Here is a 20149-nt window from a genome sequence, read left to right as displayed (position 1 = left end):
AGGCGCATGCCATGTGTGAGTCACACCGACACGCCGGTGGACAGCCGCAAGAGAGCGATCCGCCGGTCACCTCGACCGAGCCTGGCCGGGCTGCGGTCGTACGACCAGTAAATAAATAGGCCCGTCAACGCGAAGACGTGATGTCTCCACGCCACGGACTGAGTCACGCTGTGGCCAGGCGCCGCGATCGGGCCGAGGAGCCTCATCGCAGCGGCCGGCCCTTCCAGGACCTGGACAGAAGTACACGGCTACGGCTTTTCGACGGGAGCAGACATGCAGTCAGCCGGCATCATCGGTGACTTCGCCGAGCCTCGGCCCTGGAAGCACTTGCCGGCAGAACAGCAGCCGGACTGGCGCGCTCACGCCGCCTACGACGAGGCGTGCCGCAGTCTCGCTGAGGCCGAACCGCTCGCGACACACGTAGAGATCGGGCGTCTGCGCCAGTCGCTGTCGACCGTCACCACGTCGGGAACTCTCGTGCTGCAGAGTGGCGACTGCGCTGAAAGCTTCTCCGAGTGCACCGACGCCCACATCGCCGACAAGCTGCGGGTTCTTGATCAACTAGCGGATCGGTTCAGCGACCTCACCGGTTCGCCGGTGATCCGGATCGGACGGATGGCTGGGCAGTTCGCCAAGCCACGCTCACAGGCGACGGAAATCCACGGCGACCAGGTGATCGGTTCGTTCCGCGGGCACATGGTCAACTCCGAGGCAGCGGCGCCGGCCGCACGTGCAGCTGACCCACAGCGCATGTGGCGTGCGTACCAGGCGAGCAGCAAAGTGCAACGAGCTATCCGAAACCACCGTCGGAGACCCGGCGTCCCCGCCGGGGGCGGACCCTGGTCCAGCCACGAGGCTCTGATCCTTGACTATGAGACACGGCTGCTACGCCGCGACCTCATCACGGGCGGACTGTGCCTCACCTCGACGCATCTGCCCTGGGTAGGCGAACGAACCCGCGATCCACGCGGCGCGCACGTCGCATTGCTGAGCGCCATAGCCAATCCGATCGGATGCAAGCTCGGACCCACAGCCACCCCGGACGAGGTCCTGGCGTTGTGCCGAGCGCTCGATCCGCATCACGAACCGGGCCGTCTCACCCTGATCCCGCGAATGGGTCGCCATCAGATCCGGGATGTGCTGCCACCGATCGTGCGGGCGGTCACGAGTGCCGGGTACCCGGTCGTCTGGTTGTGCGATCCCATGCACGGCAACACGGTGGTGTCCCGTCGAGCCGGCCTGAAGACGCGCTACCTCGTTGACATCATCACCGAGTCCTTGACGTTCCGCGACATCCTCGACGGACACGGGCAGCATGCTGCCGGACTGCACCTTGAGGTCGCCGCAGGTGACGTCACCGAGTGTGTCGGCGGGCCAGTACCGGACGAAGACCGACTGTCGCACCGGTTCACCTCGCTGTGCGATCCCCGTCTCAACCCCGAACAAGCGATCGAACTCGTCGAGGCGTGGGCCAAGGGTGTTGCCGCACCGGCATAGCGGATGGCCGGCGAGGTGGTGCCGGGTGGCACTCATTGTCCAAGGCCTGGCGACGTTCAACCGTCAATCGGCCCTGCAGGCAAGGGGCCCTCGAGCCACCCCGATGGCGCTCCGGCGACGGCTCGCTTGAGCGAGACTCCACGGTGGAAGACCGACTTATTGTGCAAGTCCACGGGAAGGTGAGACCGTGCAACGTTTGTTCACGTCCGAGTCGGTCACGGAAGGCCACCCGGACAAGATCGCCGACCAGATCAGCGACGGGATTCTCGACGCCCTGCTCGCGCAGGACCCGCGTAGCCGCGTCGCGGTGGAGACCCTGATCACCACCGGCCAGGTGCACGTTGCCGGTGAGGTGAGCACCGGGGCGTACGCGGACATCCCGGAGATCGTCCGGCGAACCGTACTGGGCATCGGTTACGACTCGTCGAAGAAGGGCTTCGACGGCGCCTCCTGCGGCGTGAGCGTCTCCATCGGCTCGCAGTCGCCGGACATCGCGCAGGGTGTCGACACCGCCATCGAGCAGCGTGAGGGCGAAGCCGGCGACTCGCTGGACAGCCAGGGTGCCGGCGACCAGGGCATGATGTTCGGTTTCGCCTGCTCCGAGACGCCCGAACTGATGCCGCTGCCGATCGCACTGGCGCACCGCCTGGCCCGCCGGCTGTCGGCCGCGCGCAAGGACGGCACGATCCCCTACCTGCGCCCCGACGGCAAGACCCAGGTCACCATCGAGTACGACGGGCTGCGCCCGGTTCGGCTCGACACGGTCGTCGTGTCGTCACAGCACGCCGCCGACATCTCGCTGGAGTCCCTGCTCACGCCGGACGTCCGCGAGCACGTCATCGCCCCCGAGCTGGAGGAGCTCGGCCTGGAGACGGGCGGCTACCGGCTGCTGGTCAACCCGACCGGCCGGTTCGAGATCGGCGGCCCGATGGGTGACGCCGGGCTCACCGGCCGCAAGATCATCGTGGACACGTACGGCGGTTACGCCCGGCACGGTGGCGGCGCGTTCTCCGGCAAGGACCCGTCGAAGGTGGACCGGTCCGCGGCGTACGCGATGCGCTGGGTCGCCAAGAACGTCGTCGCCGCCGGACTCGCCGAGCGGTGCGAGGTCCAGGTCGCCTACGCGATCGGCAAGGCCCACCCGGTCAGCCTGTTCGTCGAGACGTTCGGCACCGAGAACGTGCCGGTCGAGCGGATCGAGAAGGCCATCAAGGAGGTCTTCGACCTACGCCCGGCCGCGATCGTCCGCGACCTCGACCTGCTGCGCCCGATCTACCAGCAGACCGCGACGTACGGCCACTTCGGCCGTGAGCTGCCCGATCTCCGCTGGGAGAGCACCGACCGCGCCCAAGACCTGAAGAACCTGGTCGGATAGGCCCCCACCATGACGGACCACATCGGACCGGTACTGATCACGGGGTCCATCGCGACCGACCACCTCATGACCTTCCCAGGCCGGTTCGCCGACCAGCTCATCGCCGAAAAACTCGATCAGGTGTCGCTGTCATTCCTCGTCGACGACCTGACGGTCCGGGACGGAGGAGTGGCCGCCAACATCGCCTACGGCATGGCCCGGCTCGGCGGCCGCCCGCTACTTGTCGGCGCGGCCGGCGCAGACTTCGACGACGGATACCGCAACCGGCTCGAGCTGAGCGGAGTCTGCACCGAACACGTGCACATCAGCACAACGCAGCACACCGCACGCTTCGTCTGCACCACAGACCTCGACAACTGCCAGATCGCATCCTTCTACGCAGGCGCCATGGGTGAAGCTGCCTCGATCGATCTTGACGTCATCGGGACGGCGGTTGGCAACCCTCGGCTGGTTCTCGTCGGGCCGGACCAGCCGGAGGCAATGATCCGCCACACGGACACCTGCCGTCGGCGCGGCTGGACGTTCGCCGCCGACCCTTCGCAGCAGCTCGCGCGGATGAACGCGGCTCAGCTGCTCGACTTCATCACCGGCGCCGCCTTCCTGTTCAGCAATGCGTACGAGTTCGAACTGCTGCTCGCCAAGACCGGCCTGTCCACAGCCGATGTCGTGCACCGGACCGCCACAGTGGTGACCACGATGGGATCCTCCGGAGTGAGAATCGCCGATCGTACGGGATCGACGACGATCCCGGCCCACCCTGTATCCGCGGTCGTGGACCCCACCGGTGCCGGGGACGCCTTTCGAGCCGGCTTCCTCACCGCCGTCCTGCATGGAGCCACACCAGCCGATGCAGCAACGCTGGGCTGCCGACTTGCAGCCCTCGTGCTGCGCAGCCACGGCACGCAGGAATACGACTCTCTCGATCTTCAACTTCCGCCGTCCAGCCATCAGGCCCGAGGGTGGACCCGCTCGCTCGGCACAGCCAGCTGATTGACGCCGCGGCGTCCGGCACACCATCTGCACGCCGGGATGCTCCGGCAGCCATGTCTCCACGGTGTCGGCCCGGCGGCAAGGGCAGGACGTCGACGTTCGTGTGTCCCCGCGTCGATCAAGACAGTCGTGGACTGCCGGCTGCGGCACGACGGGAGGTCTTCCAGACCCAGAATGCTTGCCTACCTGTAGCCCGGACCCGCCGTGCCCCGTCAGCAGCAGGACAGAGCAGATCAAGTTGCATCAAATCAATTCGATGGTTAGCCTGCGAGCTGAGACGAATCACGGCCTCGCGGCCAGGCAACTGACGACCCAGGCAGCACCGGACTGGTGCCACCACCCACGAACATCTCGACCGTCACAACGGCCCCCAGCCTGAACCATCCGCACGGCCATTCGACATGAAATCGATCTCCATATCGTCATCACAAACGGTACCGAACGCGTGCGGTGCTCCTACTTCATCGATGGACACACCGGCTCCGTGTTAGCATTCCGATATGACCGGGACTTGGAATCCCCAGACTGACGGCGCCATTAGGTTGCCCTCTGGGAGAATCATTCGCGGCAGAGGCCTGCGACGCCCCATACCCGATGGCGAGAAGCCATCTTTCGCGGTATATCTCGGCGGCCGGCGCCCACCGGAGGTGCCATGGAAAAGCCGCTGGATCAAGTGGCCCGACTTCTGGCTGCCGTCTGACCGCCACGATGCCGAGGAAGCGCTGCGCGAAGCATGGGAACGCGCCGCCACCGAGCGAGTCGAGGTTGCCTGCAACGGCGGGCGCGGTCGCACCGGAACGGCGTTGGCGTGCCTTGCGGTGATCGATGGTGTGGAAGCCGCGGAAGCCGTTGATTTCGTGCGTCGTAACTATTCGCGGCACGCCGTCGAGACCCCGTGGCAGCGCCGGTACGTTCTCCGTTTCCCGTCCTGACAACAGCGGGCCGGGCCGGGCCGATCGGCCCGGCCCGCGCGACTCAGAGGCGCCGCCACGGGTTCTTTCCCTCGGCCCTGAGCTGCTGGTACAGGAGAACGATGTAGATGATGTCGACGACGAAGGTCACCCCGTAGAGGACGTTGATCAGCGGCGTCAGGGGGTACTCGGTGTGCCCGAGACTCACCGAGAAGAATTCGCCGAGACTGTCGGGCCACTGGTTCGTGGCGCTCGTGGTGACGGTCAGAGCTGTCGCGATCCAGGCAAACAGTGTGCCTTGCCATTTGGCGATTGCAATGTAAAGGGATTGCCCTCGGGAGCTTCCCCGCCTCAGCAGCATCGCGATGAAAAGAATCGACATCATGAAGTTGATGCCGAAGCCGGTGTATTCACCGTCGGGATCCTCAAATTCCAGGAATCCAAGGAAAACGATCGGGAAAGCAATTACGATGGCTCCGAAGAAGATCGCCGGGTAGAAGCGCTGGATGAGCGGCTCCTGGAAGTCCTTCCGCCCATATCGCAGACATTGCCAGGCGATGACCAGATCGATGAAGAAGCATGGAATGCTCAGCAGATGGATGTGGTCGCCCATCGGATCGAGTATGAAGCCGTAGGACGCCTCCCACGAAAGGTTGGCCGCGAGTGCGGTGATCGGCATACCGAAGCTCTGGTCGCGGAAACCGCGGTAGATGATCCCGAAATAGGCAATCATCCAGAACAGGACGCAGATCACTCCCGTGACTACGACGGCGTCTGAGATCACGACTTCTCTTCCGGCTGCGGCGAGGTGGTGGGGCGCAGGGCCGTCGGCAGATCGGTCAGGCCCCGGATCAACGGCCGGTACCGGCGCTCACACAGGTCTTTCAGATCCTGCCGCCGGCCTGGGGGCAGCTCGGCCAGCCGCTCGTGGAACAGCCGTTCGTAGTGTTCGATTTCCGTCCGCAGCCGTTGCGGCGCCTCATCGTGATAGAGCCGCAGGAAGACGCCGTAGGTGTTGAACCGGCCGGCGGCGATGTCGCCGGAAGCATGGCTGATGTCGTTGCCGATGTCCGCCAGCACCTCCACCGGCCACAGCAGATCGAGCATGCGCTGATCGGCGGGACGTCGGAGCAGTCCGAAGATCATCGCGTGAAGCAACCGGACATCGGAAGGGCGCAGTTCGACAAGCCGGAGCACCTCGACCGCGGACGGCTGAGGCCCGGAAGTCACCCGATTCTCCAGCCTGACGTATTGCTCACCGGCGTCCAACTGGGCGGCCACCGCGTCGCTGTGTACACCCAGGCCCCGCAACAGGCGCGCAAACGCTGCCTTGTACCGGTGCAAGGTGTCGTAGTCGGCGGCGCGTGTCACCTCTAGGTCGATGTGCTGGGAGCGCTCCGTGACGGAATCGACCCGGTAGACAAGATATTCGACGAGGAAAAGCAACGGAGCGCACCAGACACGCTGCCACCAGGACAGGGCATGAGCCGGGAAATAGAGGTCAAGAACATAGTCTTTGAAAATTCGTCCCGCTTTACGTGCCGGTTCGAACAATATTCGATCGGGTGGCGCCGCAGAGTCATTTGCCGACTTATTCATGGGCGCATTTCCCGCCCGCCGCCACGGACCTCGCCTGCGGTCTTGACCTAAATAGCGGCAACCGCCGACGACGATGATCGACACCGACGAAACACATTACCACGTTTCCCCCCGATGCAATAAATCAGGATGATGCATACCTTCTGGACTGCTGGGACCTCACTCAAATGATCATGAAAGCAGCGCCTCGCTGCGGCACGGTTGCCCATCATGTGTTCGCCCTCCATCGATGTCAAGCCACTTTTTGATCTTCCGAGTCGGCAGCAAGAACTGCCCGGGTCGCCGCCTCGAACTTCACCCGGATAGTCGAGACCATGAGACATTGACGCGCATGACGCCCGGTGCTAGCTTCCCGTTCATGCTTTATTCGGGGGAGCTCCGCGCTGAAGCCGTGGCAGAATTTGATCTTGCCGAGTACCTCCATCATCGGCAGGAAATCGTCAACAACGAACTCGAACGCGCTGTCCTGCCGGCATATCCGGAGCAGTTGTTCGACTCCATGCGGTACTCACTGATGTCCGGCGGCAAGCGGCTGCGCCCGGCCCTGTGCATAGCCGGCTGCGAGGCCGGAGGCGGCACGGCCGAGACCGCACTGGCCTGTGCGTGCGCACTGGAGATGCTGCACACGGCAACGCTGATCCACGACGACCTGCCGGCGATGGACAACGACGACTACCGGCGTGGCCGGCTCTCCAACCACAAGGTCTTCGGCGAGGCCATCGCGCTGCTCGCCGGTGACGCGCTGCTGGCGTACTCGCTGGAATTCCTGATGCTCAACACCCGGGGCGTCCCACCCGACCGGATGCTGCGGGTCATGCAGATCCTGATCCAGATGGTGGGCGTCGACGGGGCGGTCGGAGGCCAGGTCGTCGACCTGTCGTACGAGGGCCGCGACATCGATCTGGAGACACTCGAGTACATCCACACCCACAAGACCGGCGCGCTGCTCGTCGCCGCGGTGGTGACCGGAGCGGTGTTGGCCGGCGCCGACGAGGACACCATCACCCGGCTGCGCAGCTATGCCCAGAAGCTGGGACTGGCCTTCCAGATCGTCGACGACATCCTCGACGTAACGTCGACCCGCGAAGTCCTCGGCAAGACCCCGCACAAGGACGAACAGGCGGGCAAAGCCACCTTCCCGCGGCTGCTCGGCCTGGACGCGTCGCGCCGCCGGGCCGCTGAACTCATCACCGACGCCAAGCGAGACCTCGCCCCACTCGGTGTTCGCGCGGTGCCGCTGCTGGCGATAGCCGACTTCGTCGGCGTGCGGATGAGCTGAGGCCCTCGACCGACCACGCCACATCCCGTGGAGGGACACCATGTCCGACATCCTTCGGCCGAGTGCCTCGGATCTCGCCGCGAGCTGGTACATCGCCATGCCCTCGAACAAACTCGGCGCCAAGCCCGTACCCCTGCAGTTGTTCGGTCGTGAGGTCGTCGCCTGGCGCGACGGCGCCGGCCGCCCATCCCTGTTGCCCCGCTACTGCCCTCATCAGGGAGCCAGCCTGGCCGTCGGCAAGGTTGTCGACGGGACGCTGCGGTGCCCCTTCCACGGGTGGCGTTTCGACAACACCGGCGCCTGTGTGCGAATCCCGGTCTCCGCGCGCATCCCTTCGACCGCGCGTCTGGCACCCTTTCCGACCGAGGAGCGGTACGGATACGTCTGGGCCTGGTACGGCGGGGCCGAACCGATCTTCCCGCTGCCCGACTTCTCGGCTCTCGACGTCGACCGCGACCAGTACACCGGCTTCCGATTCGACGACAGCACCGCGGGCACCGCCCGCCAACTGCTGGAGAACGCCATCGACTACTTCCACTTCCTGACACTTCACGGCCTCGCCATGGATCCCCTCGAGTTCCGGGTCCTGCACGACCCTGAGGAAGCTCGCGACAACGGCTCACCGATCCACGGCGACGCCTTTTTCGGAGCGTGGCTCGACGGCCGGGTCCAGCAGTACCCGTTGCTGAAACAGCCGTCCCAATGGCTGTTGGCCAAGGCCGCGACCTACTTCTCCGGCGAGAACTTCCAGCTCCTGGTCGACGGCTGGCCCGGCGGGCAGCGATACACCGGCTATATCGACGGCAAGGAGGTCTACAAGGTGTTCCTGGCCATCACCCCGGTCCGTGACGGCCTGACCCGCCAGCGCGGCTGGGCGCTGGTGAAGAAATCCCACCGGCGCTCCCGCACGCTGTTCGACCTGATGTTGCTGTACGGCCAGAGCCGTGGCGGCACCGCGCAGGACATCCCGATCTACAACCACACTCGGGCCGAGGAGGGCCGCTCGTACGTCCGCTACGACAACGGGCTGCTCAAATACCGCAAGCACTACCAGTCCTGGGTCGACCGGGTGGACGCCGATCCGATCCGATCCGGAGCGCCGTCATGACGGCCGTCCTGCCTCAGCGCGCCACGGAAGCTGCCGGATACCGCCTGGCCGCCGGCTGGTACATCGCGGCCTCCACGCGCAGCTTGCAACGCAAGCCGCTTGCCCTCGACCTGTTCGGCCGCCAGTTGGTGGCCTGGCGTGATAGCGCCGGCCGGCCGGCCGTCATGCAACGACACTGCCCGCATCTGGGCGCCAGCCTCGCCGACGGCAAGGTCGTCGGCGGTAGCCTTCGCTGCGCGTTCCATCACTGGCAGTTCGACGGCTCCGGATCGTGCGTCGCCGTACCGGGTGTCGCCCGGATACCGCAGACCGCGACCCTGCGGACCTATCCGGTCGTCGAGCGGTACGGCTACCTCTGGGCCTGGTACGGCGGAGACTCACCGGCATATCCGCTGCCCGCGGTGCCTGCCCTGGACGCCGGCCGCGACGGATACCTCGCGTACCGGTTCCGGCACACGACTCCGGCCTCGCCACGGCGAGTGCTGGAGAACGCCTTCGACTACTACCACTTCATGCACCTGCACGGCATGCGGTCCGGTGAGCCGGTCACCTTGCAACTGCTCTCCGACCCGGCCGACACCGCGGAGAACGGTCCCCCCATCGCCCCGCAGGCCTGGATGGGAGCGGTCCTGGAGTCGAAGGGTCTGCACATTCCACGGGCCGTGCGGTGCCTGGGTATCCGGGCCGACCGTTTCCATCTGCTCGTGGACGGATGGCCGGGCGGTCAACGGCTGACCTTCCTGCTCGACGACGAAGTGATCGCGAAGGAACTGCTCGGCATCACGCCGGTCGCGCCAGGCCGCACAGTGATGCGCGGCTGGTCGCTGGTACGCCGGTCCGGGCACCGGGCACGCGACGCGTTCGCCTATCTCGCCTACCGCGCGCAGCATCTGCAGGGCACCCTGCAGGATCTGGCGATCTACCGGGACACCGACGAGCAGTCTGCCCCCGTGCCGGTCCGATACGACCACGGTGTCCTGCGCTTCCGTAAGCACTACGACTCCTGGGCGGACCGGGCGGAGTCCGCCGAGTCGCAGAGATCGGCGGCGTCATGAGAGCCAGGCGAAACACCGCTCCAGCCGAGACGTCGCGTGACCTTCACCTGGCAGCGAGCTGGTACGTGGCGCTGCCCTCGGCCACATTGGGGCGCAAGCCCCGGCCGGTAACCCTGTTCGGCCAGGAGCTGGTGGCCTGGCGCGGGGCCGGCGGCCGGCCGGTCATCATGCGGCGGCACTGCCCGCACATGGGCGCCAGCCTGGCCCGGGGACGACTGGTCGACGGCCTGCTGGAGTGCCCCTTCCACGGCTGGCGCTTCGACACCTCAGGCAGCTGTGCCGCGATTCCCGGCTCGGAGCGCATTCCGGCCGCGGCCAGTTCCCCGCCATACCCGGTCGTCGAGCGATACGGATACGTGTGGGTCTGGTACGGCGGTCCCGAACCGATCTTCGACCTGCCCGACATGCCCTCCATGGCGCCACACACCGACAGATACCGCCACTTCCGTCTCGCCGACACGACCAACGCCACCGTCCGGCGAATCATGGAGAACACCTACGACCCCGACCATCTCATCGAGTTGCACGGTCTGGAGGTCGCCGGCCATCCCAGCCTGCGTATGGTCGACGATCCCGGGGTCTTCCGCGATCACGGCGCACCGATGTCGCCGGACGTCTGGGTGGGCGCCGAGCTGACATGGCCGCGTTACGCCGGCCGGCTCGGCAACATCACGCGGCTGCTCGGAACGAATGCCGGTTCGTTCGTCCTACGCGTCGACGGCTGGGCGGCGGGCCAGCGGATCTCCTACCTGGCGGACGGCGCCGAGCAGTACCAGCTGCTCCTCGCCGCAACGCCGATCGCGGCCAACCGCACCGTGCAGCACATCACCGTCGCCGTGGAGAAGAGCGGCCGGCGGGCGCGCGACCTGTTCAACCTGCTGGTCAACCGCTTGGAGATCACCTTCACCTCCAACCAGGACCTGCCGATCTTCAACACCATCCGGGAAGGCGACGAGCACGGCATCTACCTGGACAGCGATCACGGAGTACGGCGATTCCGCAAGCACTACCAGAGCTGGGTCGATCGGGCGGACGCCCGTGTCTGACCTGATATTCCTGACAGACCTGCGGGCTGCCGACAGCGGTGACGTCGGTGCCAAAGCCGCGAATCTCGGTGACCTGATCGCCTCAGGCGTCCCCGTCCCACCCGGGTTCTGCCTTCCCATGAAAATCTTCGCCGAGCTGACCGGAACATCACTGCGGGCCGCGATCGAACGCCTCGCCGCGGTGCCCGCCGACAACGGCGCCGATCTCGAGGAAGCCGCAGCGGACGTCCGCGAGCTGATCCTCGGGCTGCAGCTGCCCGACGAGACCCTGTCAGCGCTCACCCTGGCGTGGCACCGGGTCATCCCCGCCGGCCAACGGGCCGCGGTGCGCTCCTCCGGCACGTTCGAGGACTCCGCCGGAGCCAGCTTCGCCGGCCAGTACCACACCGAACTCGACGTCTCGTTCGAGGAACTGCCCGCAGCGGTACGGCGCTGTTGGGCCTCGCTGTGGGAACCAGCCGCCGTGCGGTACCGCACCCGCCACGCGATCCCCCACACCGCGGCTGCCATGACGGTCATCGTTCAAACCATGGCGCAGGCCGAATCAGCCGGGGTGCTGTTCACCGCTGATCCGCACAGTCCTGCCGTCCCGGGTGGTCACGCCGAGACCATGGTGATCGAGGCCGCGTGGGGCTACGGCGAATCGGTGGTCAGCGGCCTGGTCGATCCGGACCGGTTCCGTGTCACCCGCGACGGCACCCGCATCATGAGCAGCGACATCGCGGACAAGCAGGTCATGAGCTCTCCGGCAGAGGAGTCGGGAACCACCGTCCGTGCCGTCGGCGCCGCGCTCCGCACCACACCGTCGTTGACACCGGAGCAGGTCCTCGAACTGAGCGGACTCGGTCTGCGCATAGAGCACCACTTCGGCGCACCCCAGGACATCGAATGGGCCATCGCCGACGGACGCTTCACGATCCTGCAATCGCGGCCGATCACCACCGCACGGCCACCGGCTGCCGCGCAGGACGCACGCTGGGAGAGCCCCATCCCCGGTGCGTGGTGGGCGCGCATCAGCATCTGCGACTCCTGGCTGCCGGAACCTCTGTCGCCGCTGTTCGCCTCTACCCTGTTCCCGACGCTCGTGACGAAGTGGGCGAGCAACTGGGCCGGGCCTGAACATGTGCAACGGCGAAACCCTCTGCTGCCGAAGCCGATGTCCGCAACGGTCAACGGATACGCCTACCTCCGGCTCGACTTCCACCTCAACCGGCATCCGTTGCGGACCGTCGGTCTCATCGCCCGGTGGTTGCGATTCCACCTGTCGCCGCTGATCCGGCACTGGCGCCAGGTGATTCTGCCCCGCCACCTCGACCGGCTCGAGGCACTGGGATCAGTCGACGTCCAGGCGACCGGAACCGACGAGCTGATTGACATGATCGGCGAAGCGGAGCAGCTCAGCGGTGAGTACTGGGCCGTCATCGGCGGCCTCGCCTGGTACTGGAACGTCAGCGAATGGTTGCTGTCCACCGCGTACCCGTGGATCACTCGCGGGATCGGGGGTGAGTTGCCGGGTCCCGGCGCGCTTCTGCAGGGACACCACACCAAGACCTTCGAAGCGGACCTGCTGCTACACCGGGCCGCTCAGCTGACCGGCCCGGCGGCCGACGAGCAGATCGCCGGCTTCCTACGGCGATACGGGCACCAGGTGTACAACCTCGATTTCATCGAGGCGACTCCGTCGGAGGATCCGTCGAGCCACCTCACCGCGATCGAGGCGTATCGCAGTGCAACTCTGGAGGCGCCGGCGGTGCGCCTGGCGGGGCTGTCCCGGCGCCGCGACGAAAACCTCCGGAAGCTGCTGGCCGCTCTCCGGCGTGCACCGGTACGGCGGCAGACCCTCACCACCCTGTTGGAGTGGGCCCGCCGATCCGCGATCATCCGCGACGAGGCGCTGTTCTACTTCACGCTGGGCTGGCCGTTCCTCCGCCGTGGATATCTGGAACTGGGACGGCGGCTGGCCACCGCGGGAGTGCTCCCCCGCCCCGACGACGTCTTCCATCTCCACCGTGACGAACTGCTGGACGGTTTGCGGGCCGCCGGTGGCACGCAACCGCCCCCCGACCTGGCTGACCTCGTCGCTGCCCGCCGTACCGAACGCGAGCATCGCAAACGGCTCAGCCCACCGGATCAGGTGCCGGCGGACATGCGTATCCACCTGGGCCGGGCCGACATCACCTCGCTGGCATTGTTCGGGCGCTCGACCCGGGAGCGGACAGGCTCGGGGCTGCGTGGCTCCCCGGTCAGTCCCGGACGCGTCACCGGCCGCGCCCGGCGGATCACCTCGCCACGGGACTTCGACCGGCTACGGGCCGGCGAGGTCCTGATCGCGCCGTACATCACCCCGGCGTGGTCATCGCTGCTCGCCCTGGCCGGCGGCGTGGTCACCGATGTCGGCGGCGTGCTGTCGCACGGTTCCATCGTCGCCCGCGAGTACGGCATTCCCGCCGTCATGGGCGTCACCGACGCCACCAAGCGCATCGCCGACGGTCAGCTCGTCACGGTGGACGGCGACCGAGGAGTGGTGCACTGCTCATGAAAGGAAGCCGCGACATGGCCGACCGTCCACCGCTGAGTGGCTGGAGTCCAGGCCTCGACGGCGACGTCGCCCTCCGCGACGCATACGCCGGCATGCCTGGCGACCCCGCGCTCGCCATCCCCTGGTACGTGCGTGCCCTGGAAAACCCGGCCAGCCCTCTGGCGCTGCCGGGCGCCATCGACCTGTTCGGTCATGATTGCATCCACATCGTGCTCGGCCGCGGCATGCTGCCGCAGGACGAGGCATTCGTCATCGGCGTCACGATGGGCGCGAGCGGCACCCTGACCCGCTGGCAGGAGGTGCTCTACCAATGGTGCTCGCGGCTCGTCTACCGCGGCCCCTACCACTTGACCGGGTTCGACTGCCGGGTCTTCGCGCTGGCCGCGGACTTCGGACGGCGAAGCGGAATCCGTCCGCTGCACCAGGTGGCGTGGGCCGACTGGCAGGACCGGTCCGTCGCCGAAGTACGCGCCCACGTTGGGCTGACCGTCGACGCGCTACTGGGCGCGTTCGACCGTGAGCGTGCCCTGCGCCCGGACACGCCCGCGGCTCGGCGACTGCCTCATGGCGGCGCTGTACAGCGGCGGTAGCGGACGGGCATGGCACGGTTCGAAGGGCAGGCCCGGCGGAAACGCGTAGCAGGCACGGCGTTCCGGATCGTCTGCATCGGCGGAACGCTGATCGCTCTGTGGTGGTTCCTGCGCGGTCTCGACGTCGCTCGGTTGACGAGCGCCCTGCGGCAGGCCGCGCCCGGCCCACTGGCCCTGGCCATGCTCTTCGGCGTGCTCGGCCACGGGGTGCGTGCATGGGGCTGGTCCATCATGCTCGCACCCCGTCACCACCCTCCGTTCGGTCGGCTCCTGCGCTTCGAGCTGACGTCACAGGCTGCCTCCGCCATCACTCCGGCGCGGGCCGGGGAGGGGCTGCGTGTCTGGCTGCTGCACCGCAGCGATGAGGTGCCGGCCGCCACCACAGGTGCGCTGATCGGTATCAAGAAGCTGTTCGAGGGTGTCGGCCTGGCGGTTCTGGCCCTACCGGCACCGTGGCTGGTGGAAGCACTGCCCGGCTGGGCCGGCAACGCGGTGCTGCTGTTCGCCATCACCATGGGCACCTTGGTCGTCCTGCTGGCGGTCTACGCGCGCCGTGATCGGAGCAGATCCCGGCCCTCCATCGTGCGCCGGCTCGGCGACGGACTGTACTTCATGCGCGACAACCGCCGGCTGGCCGTCGCGCTCGTTGTGGCGGTCTTCGGTGAGATGCTCGACCTCGCCGCTGTCGTCGCGATCCAGCACGCGCTGGATCTGCCACTGGGCCTGGCGGCTGCTGCCTTCGTCCTGTTCCTGGTGGACACCCTCAACCTGTTGCCGTCCGCACCGGCGCACGTCGGAACGTTTGAGGTCGGGGTCTTCACCGCTTTCGGGCTGCTCGGTGTCCAAGGCGAGGCGGTGCTCGCGTTCGCGCTGGTATTCCACCTGCAACAGGTACTGACCCAGATGGTTGTGGGGGTGCCGTTCCTGCTCGCGGTCTTCATCACCCGGCGCCGGCTGCCGGCGCAAGAACCGGCCTGACGGCCGGACCATCGACGTTCCTGGAGGCCTGATGGCATGGATTCTGTTGCTCGGCGCGATCGCCGCCGAGGTCACCGGCACGACCGCGCTCAAACTGAGCAACGGGCTGAGCCGCTGGGGGCCGACGGTGGTGATGGGCGCCGGATATCTGGTGTCGTTCGCGCTGCTGGCGATCGCGGTAAAACAGATCCCGATCAGCGTCGCCTACGCCATCTGGTCCGGAGTGGGCACCGCGGTGATCGCCGTGATCGGGCTGTTCGCCTTCGATGAGCAGTTCAGCGTGGGCAAGGTGGCCGGCATTCTGCTGGTCATCGCCGGCGTGGTGGTGCTGAACCTGGCGGAAGCCCCGTGAGAACGCCGCTGGTGGTGGCCACGACATCGCTGCTCGGCGCGGTCGCCGTGGGCCTTGCGCTGACGCCGTGGCAGCAGGTCGGCAACGACCCGGCGGTCGTCAGGACCGGCTGGTCCGTCGACCTCTACCGGGCGGTCACCGCAACGACGGCCGGCTGGCCGTCATGGGCCGGTACCGTCGGGCGATGGCTGCCCGGTGCGGCGCTCCTGCTCCTCGGCGCCCTGGCCGTCGCCGCGGCGGAGGCACGCCACGACGGCAGCCGGCGACGGCACCTCGCCGTGGCGATGCTCGGGGTACTCGCCGCCTATCTGATCAGCGAGGTGCTCAAGCACCTGGTTCAAGAGGTACGGCCGTGCGCGGTTCTGCTCGACGTACGCACACTGGAGCACTGTCCACCCCTCGGGCGCTGGTCGTATCCCAGCAACCATGCCACCGTCGCCGGAGCGCTGGCCGCGTTCGTGGTCGCGGCCGCACCACGCCTGGCGGTGATAGCCGTACCGCTCGCGCTCATGGCGGCATCGGCCCGGCTGTTTCTCGGACTCCACTATCCGCATGACGTGGTGGGCGGCCTTCTCATCGGCACGGCCGCCGGATTCGCCGTGTGGACCCTTCTGCGATCAACCCAGCGCCCGGCAACAGCTCTACTTCACCGACCTACCTGAGGGATCAACATGTTGCAGTCCATTCGTTCACCCGCCGACGCCCGCGCCGTGCCCGCCGAGCAGGTGCCTGTCCTGGCCGCCGAGATACGCCGCCTGCTGATCGACAAAGTCGGCCGGCGAGGAGGTCACCTGGGACCGAACCTCGGCGTCGTCGAACTGACCCTGGCCCTGCATCGGGTGTTCGAGTCGCCGCGCGACCGCATCCTGTGGGACACCGGCCATCAGGCGTACGTGCATAAACTACTCACCGGCCGAGTCGGCGAATTCGACCGTCTCCGCCTGCGGGGTGGGCTGTCCGGATACCCGTCACGTACCGAATCCGAGCACGACATCATCGAGAACTCCCATGCCTCGACGGTGCTGTCCTGGGCATACGGCCTCGCCACCGGCTACCGCCTCCAGGGGGTGAGCGACCGGGCGGTCGTCGCGGTGATCGGTGACGGGGCCCTGACCGGCGGCATGGCCTGGGAAGCGCTGAACAACATCAGCGCCGCCGACGACATCCCTGTGATCATCGTGGTCAACGACAACGGCCGCTCCTACTCCCCCACCGTCGGTGGTCTGGCCGGCCATCTTGCAGCCATCCGTACGGCACGCGGTTTCGAACGGTTCCTGGACGGTGACACCACTGCGATTCCCTCCAGCACGCCGTCGCTCGACGACCCGCCGGAGACGTTCTTCGAGTCCCTCGGCCTGACGTACATCGGTCCCATCGACGGGCACGACGTTGCCGCGGTCGAGGACGCCTTGCGAAGCGCGGTGCGTGCCGGCGGACCGGTCCTGGTGCACTGCCTCACCCGCAAAGGCAACGGCTACGCCCCGGCGGAGAACGACACGGCAGACCGGTTTCACGCCATCGCCGCGGTCGATCCGGACCTCGGCTGTCCGCTGCCCGCGCCGGCCCCTTCCTGGACGTCCGCGTTCGGGGAGGAACTGGCGCGCCTCGGTGATCGGCATCCCGAGGTCGTGGCGATCACCGCCGCGATGCTGCGCCCCACCGGACTGGCGGCGTTCGCGCAGCGGTTCCCGGAGCGGGTCCTGGACGTCGGCATCGCCGAACAACATGCCGTCACCTCGGCGGCCGGCCTGGCCCTGTCGGGGATGCGGCCCGTGGTGGCGGTGTACTCCACGTTCCTCAACCGCGCCTTCGATCAGGTGCTGATGGACGTCGCCCTGCACCGGGCGCCCGTGACATTCGTCCTGGACCGGGCCGGAATCACCGGCGACGACGGTCCTTCACACAACGGCATGTGGGACATCGCATTGCTGAACCTGGTACCGGGCCTTCGGATTGCCGCACCGCGCGACCGGCACACCCTGCGGGCCGCGCTCGAGGAGTCGCTGGCCGAGCAGCACGGACCGTGCGTGGTGCGCTTCCCCAAGGGCGCCGTCGCGGACATGATCCCGGCGATCGCACAACATGAGAACGTCGACATCCTGCGGCACGGGCCCCGCCCGGAGGTGCTGATCGTCTCCGTCGGCCCGATGGCAGGGCTCTGTCTGGGTCTGGCCGAACGCCTGGAAGAACTGGGGATGAGCGCCACGGTCACCGATCCTCGGTGGATCAAGCCGGTCCGGCACGGTGTGATGTCTCTGGCACGCCGGCATCGGCTGGTGATCAGCGTCGAGGACGGTATTGAAGGCGGCGGTTTCGGCTCCCTGCTGGTCCGGCGCCTCCACGACGAGGGGCTCACGGTCCCGGTGATCACCTTCGGCATCCCCACCCGTTTCCTCGATCACGGTAGCCGCAACGAGGTCCTCGCCGAATGTGGCCTCACGGTGGAGAACATCACCCGTGCCATCACCCGCCACACCGCCGGCCTGGAGCCTGTCGGCGCCCCGTAGACCGAGGAGAGCAGCCGTGCAGGTCCACTTCGGCATTGCGGCCCACGATGACCGCCCGGCCCACCACCGCATCCGGCAGATCGCTGTCGGTTCCGTCGTCGGAGGTGACACCCCATCTCGGTGCAGTAGACGGCCACCACTCCTACGGCAGACGTCACCGCGACGCTGCACAGATTGCCGAGCTCACCGCCGCCGGTTGCGACAGGCGAGAGCGACCCAGCGGCCGAGAGAGCCGTGAATTGCCGCCGTCCCGGCATGAAATCGATCTCCAGCTATGCATCACCTGGATTTGATGTATCATCGGCGGCATGCAGCGCCCGCGGTCTTCCCCAGCCATCGCGCCGCCTGACTTCCTCCGGCTGGCCGGACATCCCCTCCGATGGCAGATACTCGGACTGCTCGCTGCCGGAGACCGGCAGGTCGGGGAACTGGTGGAACTCATCGGCAAGCCGCAGAACCTCGTGTCTTACCACATGGGGCTACTGCGCCGCAGTGGGCTGGTCCGGGCCCGGCGCAGCTCGGCGGACGGCCGGGATTCCTACCAAATCCTGGACCTCAAACGGTGCGGCGAGTTGCTGGCCGAAACCGGCAGTGCGCTGCACCCGGCCCTTCGGTCAGCAGGCCCGACGCAGCCCTCCACAGCACCGGAGACCGCGGCGGTGCTGTTTCTCTGCACCGGTAACAGCTCCCGTTCGCAGATGGCCGAAGCGCTGCTCCGCGTGCGCAGCTCGGAACACGTCCAGGCACGCAGCGCCGGAATCCAGCCGAAACCGGTGCACCAGGATGCGGTCCGGGTCATGCACGAACGCGGCGTGGATCTCTCCGGCGCGCGCAGCAAGCATGTCGACGAATTCACCGGCGACCACTTCGACCACGTGATCACCCTGTGCGACCGGGTCCGTGAAGTGTGCCCGCCGTTTCCCGGGGTGCAGAACATCGCCCATTGGAGCACACCGGATCCCGCCAACCGCCCGGGCGGCATCGCCGCATTTCGCGACACCGCTGCAGAACTGGACGAACGCATCGGCTTCCTGTTGCACCGTCTCGGCCAACCGGCAGCGACATAGGACTTTGCCGCTCGACACCCGGGCGACCCGATCGACGAGGAGAGAACCTTGGCGGAGCACTGCACCTACTGCGTGGCCGTGGCAGAGCACGAACCGGCTGATGGCTGGGTATACCGCGATGAGCACTGGGCAGTCGTCCACGGGCCGGCCGAGACCACCCTTGCGGGTGGATTACTACTGCGGTCTGTGCGGCACTTCGTGAACTTCGCCGACATGACCGACGCCGAAGCCGCGTCCTTCGGACGCCTGCTGGGCAGGCTCGACGAAGCCATCCACCATGCCGTGGAAGCCGAGCGGGTACACCTCGTCTCCACCCGTGACCGGGTCCCGCACTTCCACGCGTGGCTCTACCCCCGAGCCGCCTCCAGCCCGCTTCGTGGAACAGACTTCCTCGCAGCAGCCCAGACGGGCACAGCAAACGAAGCACGACGGGCCACAGCGATCTTGCAGGACCACTTGGCCGTCACTGCCTGATAGATCTGATACCCGGGCAGGTACTACAGGCCTGGTTCCTCCACGATGTTCGAGCCGATTCAGCTTCCCCGAACAATGCCGACTCGTCGTCGAGGCAGGGAAGAATGAAGTGTGATCGAAGGACTCGAAGGCGGCACCGACCTCGCCAAGCCACGCATCGCGCTCGGCCCGCGCCAGAGGGCTACGGTAGGTAACAGAAGAGCTTCGTCGGCAACTCCAGAGAGGCTGGCAGCAGCCAGCTGGTCGAGGGATCGGCCGTGGCTCGGCGACCAGGCAGCCTGGGCTTCAGGTGGGAAAATGCCGCAGCCAGGTGTTCGAGCGCACTCGTTGAGCAGATGTCCGAATGTGTAAGGAATGCCTCATGGGGGTTGGAATAGTCCCCCCCTCGGACACAACCTGATCCCCCTCGGTGCGCGGTAAGATCTACATCTGCCCGCACCGTTTTGGTTTCCGGCGAGAAGGTCAGCCGCAGCCCGGAATGGCGGCACATCTAACACTTCTCCTCGGGCGTTGCCTTCCTGAGCACGCCGACCATCCCGCCGAGTTCGTCGGCACGTCAGCGATCTCACCGGCGGACGGGTAAGCGGGGACTTCCTGGATGACAACGATTCCACGCGGCGTCGGTCAGCTCATAGCGGCGGATGACGCCGTACATCGTCCATGGCCATGATCATGTGAAGACACGGCCTAGGTGGCTGGTGTTAAACGGGGTCAAGTCACCCGTGCGATGAATATAGCTTTGTTTCTATTTTGGTTAGTTTGCTGGGATGACGTTGGGTAGG

18 protein-coding genes are annotated in these 20149 nt (G+C 66.9%); 16 read left to right on the top strand and 2 right to left on the bottom strand.

Going from position 1 to position 20149, the window contains the following annotated elements; all coding sequences use genetic code 11:
• The first annotated feature begins 273 nt into the window (after positions 1-273).
• The 4 genes from BC793_RS36905 to BC793_RS36890 all read left to right on the top strand — a co-directional run bounded on the left by BC793_RS36905 (position 274) and on the right by BC793_RS36890 (position 4794).
• Positions 274-1497, top strand: coding sequence for a 3-deoxy-7-phosphoheptulonate synthase (locus tag BC793_RS36905; RefSeq protein ID WP_109601114.1), 1224 nt, complete (start codon positions 274-276; stop codon positions 1495-1497).
• A 187-nt stretch (positions 1498-1684) separates the two neighbouring features.
• On the top strand, positions 1685-2872 hold the full coding sequence (metK, locus tag BC793_RS36900) for a methionine adenosyltransferase (protein ID WP_109601112.1): 1188 nt from the start codon (positions 1685-1687) through the stop codon (positions 2870-2872).
• Between the two features lie 9 nt (positions 2873-2881).
• Positions 2882-3862, top strand: a complete 981-nt coding sequence (locus BC793_RS36895) for a carbohydrate kinase family protein (protein WP_239170491.1) — start codon at positions 2882-2884, stop codon at positions 3860-3862.
• Positions 3863-4362: 500 nt separating this feature from the next.
• Positions 4363-4794: a protein-tyrosine phosphatase family protein gene (locus tag BC793_RS36890; protein WP_109601110.1), complete on the top strand. Its 432-nt coding sequence runs from the start codon at positions 4363-4365 to the stop codon at positions 4792-4794.
• A 43-nt stretch (positions 4795-4837) separates the two neighbouring features.
• Here the strand turns inward: BC793_RS36890 and BC793_RS36885 are convergent, their stop codons facing one another.
• A complete protein-coding gene (locus BC793_RS36885) occupies positions 4838-5557 on the bottom strand; it encodes a transmembrane-type terpene cyclase (protein WP_203896506.1) in 720 nt (239 codons plus the stop codon).
• Positions 5554-6456, bottom strand: a complete 903-nt coding sequence (locus BC793_RS36880; protein ID WP_203896507.1) for a hypothetical protein — start codon at positions 6454-6456, stop codon at positions 5554-5556. Before BC793_RS36880 ends, BC793_RS36885 begins: the two co-directional genes overlap by 4 nt.
• Positions 6457-6703: 247 nt before the next feature.
• On the opposite strand from BC793_RS36880, the gene BC793_RS36875 reads away from it, so the two are divergent.
• The 12 genes from BC793_RS36875 (at position 6704) to BC793_RS36820 (ending at position 19367) form a co-directional block, all read left to right on the top strand.
• Positions 6704-7651: a polyprenyl synthetase family protein gene (locus BC793_RS36875; protein ID WP_211340658.1), complete on the top strand. Its 948-nt coding sequence runs from the start codon at positions 6704-6706 to the stop codon at positions 7649-7651.
• Between the two features lie 40 nt (positions 7652-7691).
• On the top strand, positions 7692-8759 hold the full coding sequence (locus BC793_RS36870) for a Rieske 2Fe-2S domain-containing protein (RefSeq protein ID WP_109601104.1): 1068 nt from the start codon (positions 7692-7694) through the stop codon (positions 8757-8759).
• Positions 8756-9814, top strand: a complete 1059-nt coding sequence (locus tag BC793_RS36865; RefSeq protein WP_109601102.1) for an aromatic ring-hydroxylating dioxygenase subunit alpha — start codon at positions 8756-8758, stop codon at positions 9812-9814. Before BC793_RS36870 ends, BC793_RS36865 begins: the two co-directional genes overlap by 4 nt.
• Positions 9811-10860, top strand: coding sequence for a Rieske 2Fe-2S domain-containing protein (locus BC793_RS36860; protein ID WP_109601100.1), 1050 nt, complete (start codon positions 9811-9813; stop codon positions 10858-10860). The genes BC793_RS36865 and BC793_RS36860 overlap by 4 nt, the downstream gene beginning before the upstream one ends.
• The gene (locus tag BC793_RS36855; RefSeq protein WP_109601098.1) at positions 10853-13399 is read left to right on the top strand and encodes a PEP/pyruvate-binding domain-containing protein; all 2547 of its coding nucleotides are present in this window, start codon (positions 10853-10855) and stop codon (positions 13397-13399) included. Before BC793_RS36860 ends, BC793_RS36855 begins: the two co-directional genes overlap by 8 nt.
• Positions 13396-13989: a hypothetical protein gene (locus BC793_RS36850; RefSeq protein ID WP_211340657.1), complete on the top strand. Its 594-nt coding sequence runs from the start codon at positions 13396-13398 to the stop codon at positions 13987-13989. The genes BC793_RS36855 and BC793_RS36850 overlap by 4 nt, the downstream gene beginning before the upstream one ends.
• A gap of 9 nt (positions 13990-13998) precedes the next feature.
• Positions 13999-14967: a lysylphosphatidylglycerol synthase transmembrane domain-containing protein gene (locus BC793_RS36845; RefSeq protein ID WP_109601094.1), complete on the top strand. Its 969-nt coding sequence runs from the start codon at positions 13999-14001 to the stop codon at positions 14965-14967.
• A 31-nt stretch (positions 14968-14998) separates the two neighbouring features.
• Positions 14999-15319 carry a DMT family transporter gene (locus BC793_RS36840; RefSeq protein WP_109601092.1) on the top strand — a complete coding sequence of 107 codons (321 nt, stop codon included), beginning with the start codon at positions 14999-15001 and terminating at the stop codon, positions 15317-15319.
• On the top strand, positions 15316-15981 hold the full coding sequence (locus BC793_RS36835) for a phosphatase PAP2 family protein (RefSeq protein WP_109601090.1): 666 nt from the start codon (positions 15316-15318) through the stop codon (positions 15979-15981). The genes BC793_RS36840 and BC793_RS36835 overlap by 4 nt, the downstream gene beginning before the upstream one ends.
• Before the next feature lie 9 nt (positions 15982-15990).
• Positions 15991-17826 (top strand): 1-deoxy-D-xylulose-5-phosphate synthase, encoded by a 1836-nt coding sequence (gene dxs / locus BC793_RS36830; RefSeq protein ID WP_109601088.1) that lies wholly within the window; start codon positions 15991-15993, stop codon positions 17824-17826.
• 308 nt (positions 17827-18134) lie between these two features.
• Positions 18135-18893, top strand: a complete 759-nt coding sequence (locus BC793_RS36825; RefSeq protein WP_109601086.1) for an arsenate reductase/protein-tyrosine-phosphatase family protein — start codon at positions 18135-18137, stop codon at positions 18891-18893.
• A 48-nt stretch (positions 18894-18941) separates the two neighbouring features.
• Positions 18942-19367: an HIT family protein gene (locus BC793_RS36820; protein WP_109601084.1), complete on the top strand. Its 426-nt coding sequence runs from the start codon at positions 18942-18944 to the stop codon at positions 19365-19367.
• The last annotated feature ends 782 nt before the right edge of the window (positions 19368-20149 follow it).

The organism is Actinoplanes xinjiangensis (assembly GCF_003148685.1).
Classification (GTDB): domain Bacteria; phylum Actinomycetota; class Actinomycetes; order Mycobacteriales; family Micromonosporaceae; genus Actinoplanes; species Actinoplanes xinjiangensis.
This window is presented reverse-complemented; position numbering and strand designations above follow the sequence as displayed.

Coding starts and splice junctions, on each gene's coding strand:
- BC793_RS36840 (WP_109601092.1), top strand. CDS start 14,999: ATGGCATGGATTCTGTTGCTCGGCGCGATCGCCGCCGAGGTCACCGGC.
- BC793_RS36895 (WP_239170491.1), top strand. CDS start 2,882: ATGACGGACCACATCGGACCGGTACTGATCACGGGGTCCATCGCGACC.
- dxs (WP_109601088.1), top strand. CDS start 15,991: ATGTTGCAGTCCATTCGTTCACCCGCCGACGCCCGCGCCGTGCCCGCC.
- BC793_RS36870 (WP_109601104.1), top strand. CDS start 7,692: ATGTCCGACATCCTTCGGCCGAGTGCCTCGGATCTCGCCGCGAGCTGG.
- BC793_RS36845 (WP_109601094.1), top strand. CDS start 13,999: ATGGCACGGTTCGAAGGGCAGGCCCGGCGGAAACGCGTAGCAGGCACG.
- BC793_RS36875 (WP_211340658.1), top strand. CDS start 6,704: ATGACGCCCGGTGCTAGCTTCCCGTTCATGCTTTATTCGGGGGAGCTC.
- BC793_RS36865 (WP_109601102.1), top strand. CDS start 8,756: ATGACGGCCGTCCTGCCTCAGCGCGCCACGGAAGCTGCCGGATACCGC.
- BC793_RS36850 (WP_211340657.1), top strand. CDS start 13,396: ATGAAAGGAAGCCGCGACATGGCCGACCGTCCACCGCTGAGTGGCTGG.
- BC793_RS36860 (WP_109601100.1), top strand. CDS start 9,811: ATGAGAGCCAGGCGAAACACCGCTCCAGCCGAGACGTCGCGTGACCTT.
- BC793_RS36825 (WP_109601086.1), top strand. CDS start 18,135: ATGCAGCGCCCGCGGTCTTCCCCAGCCATCGCGCCGCCTGACTTCCTC.
- BC793_RS36905 (WP_109601114.1), top strand. CDS start 274: ATGCAGTCAGCCGGCATCATCGGTGACTTCGCCGAGCCTCGGCCCTGG.
- BC793_RS36890 (WP_109601110.1), top strand. CDS start 4,363: ATGACCGGGACTTGGAATCCCCAGACTGACGGCGCCATTAGGTTGCCC.